Genomic DNA, 680 nt, shown 5'->3' on the forward strand with positions numbered 1-680 from the left:
ATGGTTGCGCTCGTACTCTCGCGCTTCGTGAAATCGCCAGTATTCGTCGAAGTCGCCGCTTGAGCGTAGGGCTCGTAGGCGCAGAACCGCCTCGGCTCCCTTGAGCCTCCAGCGCGCTCCGGTCCGCTCCATGCGGTCTTTGACGAGATGGCGACAAGCGCCCTCGATCACCCCCGTGGCAATGGGAGATCCCCTCGCCAGATACTGGTCATAACGAAGATAGGGCGTGTGGTTGAGAAGGTAGTTACAGCATTTGTCTGCGGCCTCGCGCTCTTCGACATCCAAGCCGCGCCGCGTGGCACTGCGGCGGATGCCGCCGGCGACCCGGGAGCTATGACCACGCAGAATTTCCGTCAGCCTGTGGCGGACCCACTCTTCGCTTTCCAGGCTCTCTTGGTCGTGGAAGACGGTGGAGGCTTTCCACAGGTACTCGCTCACATGGATGAGGTCCAGCACGACGGTCAACTCGACGCCGTAGCTCTTCGCCAGCCGGGGGAGGATCTTCAGCGGGGACGGGGCACCATCGACCAGCGCAAACCACCGCTTCTCTCGTCCCGGGTCGCGTTGGAGCGCCTCCTCGAAGGCCTGGGCGATCACCTCCTCCGGCGACTTCTTCAGACTCGCCCACACCCGCTTGTTCTGCGGCCTCGGCCGCTTGCCCTTGGGTGCCGCATGCACCG

The 680-nt window shown here is 64.0% G+C and carries 1 protein-coding gene; it reads right to left on the bottom strand.

Going from position 1 to position 680, the window contains the following annotated elements:
- A partial coding sequence (locus tag GY769_06185) for an ISKra4 family transposase (GenBank protein MCP4201509.1) occupies window positions 1–680 on the bottom strand: 680 nt, incomplete at both ends.

The organism is bacterium, assembly GCA_024224155.1.
Classification (GTDB): Bacteria; Acidobacteriota; Thermoanaerobaculia; order Multivoradales; family JAHEKO01; genus CALZIK01.